The 5,052-nt window shown below is 67.4% G+C and carries 2 protein-coding genes; both read right to left on the bottom strand.

Translation table 11 applies throughout. From position 1 onward, the window contains the following. Positions 1-3,759: DNRLRE domain-containing protein (locus tag ACWGN5_RS41655; protein WP_453524208.1), on the bottom strand; the 3,759-nt coding region annotated here is incomplete at its 3' end. An 868-nt stretch (positions 3,760-4,627) separates the two neighbouring features. Next, on the bottom strand, positions 4,628-5,052 hold a 425-nt coding region (locus tag ACWGN5_RS41660; protein WP_453524211.1), incomplete at its 5' end, for a DUF1877 family protein.

A 5,052-nucleotide genomic window follows, 5' to 3' on the forward strand; every position in this document is an offset into this window, starting at 1 on the left:
CTCTTCGTAGGTGAACGTCTGCGTGTTGCCGTTCTTGTCCACCGTGGAGGTCAGGTAGCCGTCGCAGCCGAACACGAAGCGCGTGCCGTCCGGACGCGTCAGCGTCCAGGCGTCCGGGACCGGGTCCTTCAGCGGAGTGCAGTCCAGACCCGGCTTGGCCGTCAGCTTGAAGTGGACGCCCGCGGGGGCCTTCCAGGAGCTCGTGGCCGAGTCCCAGCGGAAGACGTGCGTGGTGCCGTCACCGTCCGGGAGACGGATCTCGGTCGGGTTCGGCTTGGGGTGGAACTCCAGCGGCGCGCCGAGCCGGACCGGACCGGAGACCTGGGCGGACCAGCCGTGGCCGAGGACCGTGTCGGAGGTGTCCAGGCTGTTGTAGGCGAAGCGGACGAAGGTCGTGATGCCGCGGCCGGGGTTGGTGAACGCGTTGTACTGCCAGACGCTGTTGCCGGCCGCCGTGTTGTTCATCAGGGTCGAGCCGGCGCCGGTGTTCTTGCCGGTGTAGCCGTAGAACTTCTCCAGGCCGAGGCTGTTGGAGGTGGGGTCCTCGACGGCCACGTTCTGGGCGAGTCCGGGGATGCCGGAGGTTCCCGAGATCCAGGCGCCCGTCGTCTTGTTGTAGACGTCCCAGGTCAGGACGTAGTCGGTGCGCTTGTTGCCGTTGTCCGAGTTGATCGGGGTCTTGACCTGCGCCTGCAGGCTGACCGAGCCGCCCGGGGCGACGTTCGACGGCAGCGCCGTCTGCACCTGGTTGCCACCGGTGGTCACGTCCGTACCGTCGGGCAGCGCCCACTTGTAGGTCAGGACGTTGTCGGCAGAGGTCCAGGTGGACGCGGTGGTGTTGGTGAGGTTGAAGTCGACCGTGTAGTCACTGTTCGGCGTCATACGGGCCGGGGTCTGCGGCGCGTAGTACGTCGACTCGGTGGTGGAGTCGATGTACGTGACCACGATCCGCGGCGCGAGACGCGGCTCGGTGCCCTCGGAGGACAGGAACAGGGTCCGCTCCTGCGAGGCGGCCTCGTCGGCCATCTTCAGGACGACGCCCTTCTGGGACGCCGGGGTGGTCACCCAGGACTGGGCGAGGGAGGTGACGTTCCAGTCGTGACGGGCCGGGTCGTTGGTCATCGCGCCGGTGTCGGCCGTCACGGCGCCGAAGTCACCGCCGGCGGCCGTCCAGTTCGTGGCGCTGTCGGCCTTGACCCAGGTGGCGGCGGCCTCGTCGAAGTCACGCGTCAGCGGGCGCAGCTCGTACAGGGCGCCGGTGGTGTCCTGGGCGGTCTGGGTGGACCACAGGCGCACGTTGGCGTCCAGGACCCGGGCGGTGGCGGGGATGCCGAGGGCCGGGAACTTCAGCAGTGCGCGGGTGTCGCCGTAGGTGGCGGAGTTGTTGCCCACCGACAGCCAGTTCTTGGGACCGGAGTCGTCGATGGTGTCGTGCGGGAGCGTGGACTGCGTCGAGGACAGGGTGGTGTCCTGGGTCGCGGCGTACACCTTCGTCGTACGGCCGGCCTTGGGCAGGCGTACGAGCTGGGTGGGGGCGGCGACGACCTGTCCGTCCTTCGTCTTGACCGCGACCATGTAGTAGTAGGCGCGGCCGTACGGGTCGGGGTCGTCGGCCTTCGTCGGCGTCGCGGAGGTGTCCGTGAACGACGTCGTACCCGGCGCGACCGGCGCCACGAGAGTGGCGGCGGAGGGGGTGAAGGTCTGGCTGACCGAACGGTGGACCTGGTACTCGACGAGGTCGTCGCCGGTACCGACGGGGTCCTTGTCCTGGTACGTGGACCAGTTCAGCTCGGCGCCGGTGTCGTGGATGGTGGTCGGGGCGGAGAGGTCGACGCCCTGACGGCCGAAGGTGAGGACGAGACGAGGGTAGTTGGCGGTCTCGCCGCCGTACCCGAACTCCGAGCCCTCGTAGCGCGGACCGCCCTTGGGGCCGTTCGCGGACTCGTCACCGGCCTTGATCACGAAACCGTTGTTGACGTTCGTACCGTCGATCCAGGACTGCACGGTCTTGGTGACGGGGAAGGTGTGCCAGGTGTTCAGCTCACCGGGCTGCTTGGTGACCACACCACCCTTGGTGAACCGCACCGCATCGGCGATCACGGAGGTGGTGGTGGAGGCAGGCCCGTCACCAAGAACGATCTTGCCGAGGGTGCCGGCCTTGAAGGGATGGTTGCCCAGCGTCTTCCAGACACCGGCCGTACCGGCCTGCTGGTTGACGGTGTAGGCCTTGCTCCCGCCGTCGTAGGTGACGGTGAACGGCGCGTTCGTCGCACGATCGGAGGCCGGGACGTTGTGCGTCTCGACCTGGTAGACGCCGTCCTCGGGAAGACTCGGCTGCCAGGTGTACGTGTCACCCGCGACCGAATCCTTGTTGTACATGTACGTCTGGTTCACCGCGTACTGCGTGTACGCCGTGTTCCCCGACGCCGGCCACGAACCCACCGCAGCCGTACGACCCGCCTCACCGTTGTCGACGACGACGGCGGTGCCGGACAGCTCACCGGTGAACGTGTTCGCGCTGTTCCAGGTGGCGGTGTCCTCCGACCAGGCCTGCGTGGCGCGGTGCGCCTCCAGCTGGACTTCGGAGTCGCCCGTGGTGTGGTACTGGTCGAACCACAGCTTCAGATCAGCCGAGTCCAGCTTCGTCCCTGCCGGAACGCCCGTGATGGGGAAGCGGATCAGCGCACGCGAAGCACCGGTGCTCGTGTTGCCGACGGACAGACGCCAGTTGTCCTTGTAGTTCGTCGTCGGACCGTCCGAGGAGATCATCACGTCCTGCGCCGTCGTCGGCGTCGGAGCGATCGAGATCGTCGGATCGATGGTGACGGGGTACTGCCGCTCGGGGGCGGCCAGCCACTTCGCGTCCGGCGTGACCGTCAGCGTCCAGCTCTTGCCCGCCCTCGTCAGCTTCTGCTGCACAGCCGAGGTGTAGCCCGAGCCGTAAGGCGCCTTGGCGTCCTTCTTCGCGTCCGTCATGAACGCGGCCGGTATCACCAGAAGCGGATCGGCCCCTTCACCGAAGAAGGAGACGGAGCCGTCCTTGTTCTGCTTCGGCGTTAACCCGCCGGCGTCCAGCGTGAAGGTGAAGGACACCGGACCGGACGGCTTCGCGTCCAGGACGATGTTCTCCTTCACCCGCCCCGGGCCGACTTGGTAGGACAGATCCGCACCGGACACCGCGTCCTTGTACGTGACCGTGTCGCCCTTGGCCACCGGCGCGAGCGTGCCCGCACTCTTCAGCCCGAGCGTCACCGCGTGACCACCGGCCTGGAATCGCAGCAGCCGCTCGGCGTCCGAGCCGAACCAACTGGAAGCGGCATTGGTCGTGTTGGCGAAAGCGAAACCCTGGGCATCGGACGGAACGACCGTCGGGTCGATGCCCTTCCAGGACTTCCCCGCCCGGTACCCGGTCGGCACGGCCGACACCTCGGCCTGCACACGGCCGTCGGACAGCTGCCAGTAGCGGGCGTTCGCCGTCCGCTTCCCGGTCAGCTCAGCGACACGCTTCGCCTTCGGCGCCGCCTTGCCCTTCGGCAGCTTCTCCCGGGACGGCAGCACCGGGGCACCACCGGTCTGCGGTTCCTGGGCGCCGGTTTCTTTCTCGTCGCCCGAGAACCAACCGCTGAAGACTTCGGCAATTCCCTTTTCGTCGCCCTGCGAAACCTGCGCTGCGTAGGCAACTTGTGGCAATGTGCTGCTCGCCAGCGCGGACACGGCGAGGCAGGAGACGAATCTCCCATATCTTACTTTCAAGTCCATCCCTTTCGTTGCGCTCGTCCCGTGTGTGGGAATGAGGGCGCGCTGATGCGGTTCGGCTGGGACGCGCTTGCTCCCACCTGGCACCAGCGGTCGGGATTATTGGGCACGGCGGTGATGGTGTGTCAACCGACCGCACTTTTCGGGCCAGTTGCGTGCAAGAGCCCATGGTGATGGAAGTCGATTCATCGGCTGGTTCGCCCATCGGCGTCGCGATAGGCATGAACCGCCCGGTTCTGAACCGAATGCATTCACCGGAGAGCCCGCGACCGATGGACGAGCTGAGTCTCGCGTGGGGTGGTGTGGGGGCCAAACGCTGCGTCCGCGGTGTCAAGGGACCGCGAAGAATCCCTTCCGGGACGTGCGTTCTGGCTGGTCTGCGCCGAGGATCGGAGCTCGAAGGAGCTGATGATCGGTGACGGCACAGGTTGTGGGGCGGGTCTCGGACGACGCAGGCTGCTCATTCCGTACGAAGGAGACTGGACGATCCCCTTGCGGCGCGCGCCACAGATTCGCGAGGCGTGCCTCCAGGTGTACGGACCGTGCGAAGGGCCCGGCGTCGGCTCGCTGCGGGAGCTGCTGGGGGTGATCGGCGCGTACGGGTGGCGCAGGAGGGGAGTGGAGATCCCCGCGCGTCCTCTCCCGAGCCGTCACGAAACGGCGCCATGGGCGTGCGTCGAACCCCTCGGACCCTCTGCACAGGGCCCGTGCTGGGGAGGTCACCTCGTTGTGGCGCCTTGGGGCGGGATGAACGCGACCCTCCGCGGTCCCCTTGGCCGGCTCCTGCCGGCCGTCGGGGGACCGAGGAGGTCGGCCTCCTGCCTGGTGGGCGACCTCATCGGCCGCTGTTCAGGCCGGAAGGGCGTCGCGCTCAGGAATACGCGATCTTCACCACGGCATCGCCGTTCGCGGCGGCTTCCTTGTAGTACGACGCGACGTCACGGAGGACGGTCGTCAGATAGTGCGCGAACCTCTCCCCGATCTCGTCTCCGAACGCCGACTCCATCGCGCTGAGGCTGTCGTTCACCCGGCGCTCGGGATCGAGGGAGGCGAGGTGGTCCGAGACGCTGCGCACGTCGTCGGGGCGCAGGACGACCAGGACCTCCGTCTCGGTACGCCCCAGGAACGCGCCACCGAGAACGGGCTGATATCCGGCTTCATGGGTGTCCTGCGACCCTCCCGTGAATGCCGCATGGACCACGTCCCACTCCTTGGAGAGGTCGAGAAGGAGTCCGGCTTCCTTTGCCGCGGTGAACCGCTCCTCGTCGGACTTCAGGGGGACATATTCCAGAATGG

This window comes from Streptomyces sp. NPDC055815, assembly GCF_053616475.1.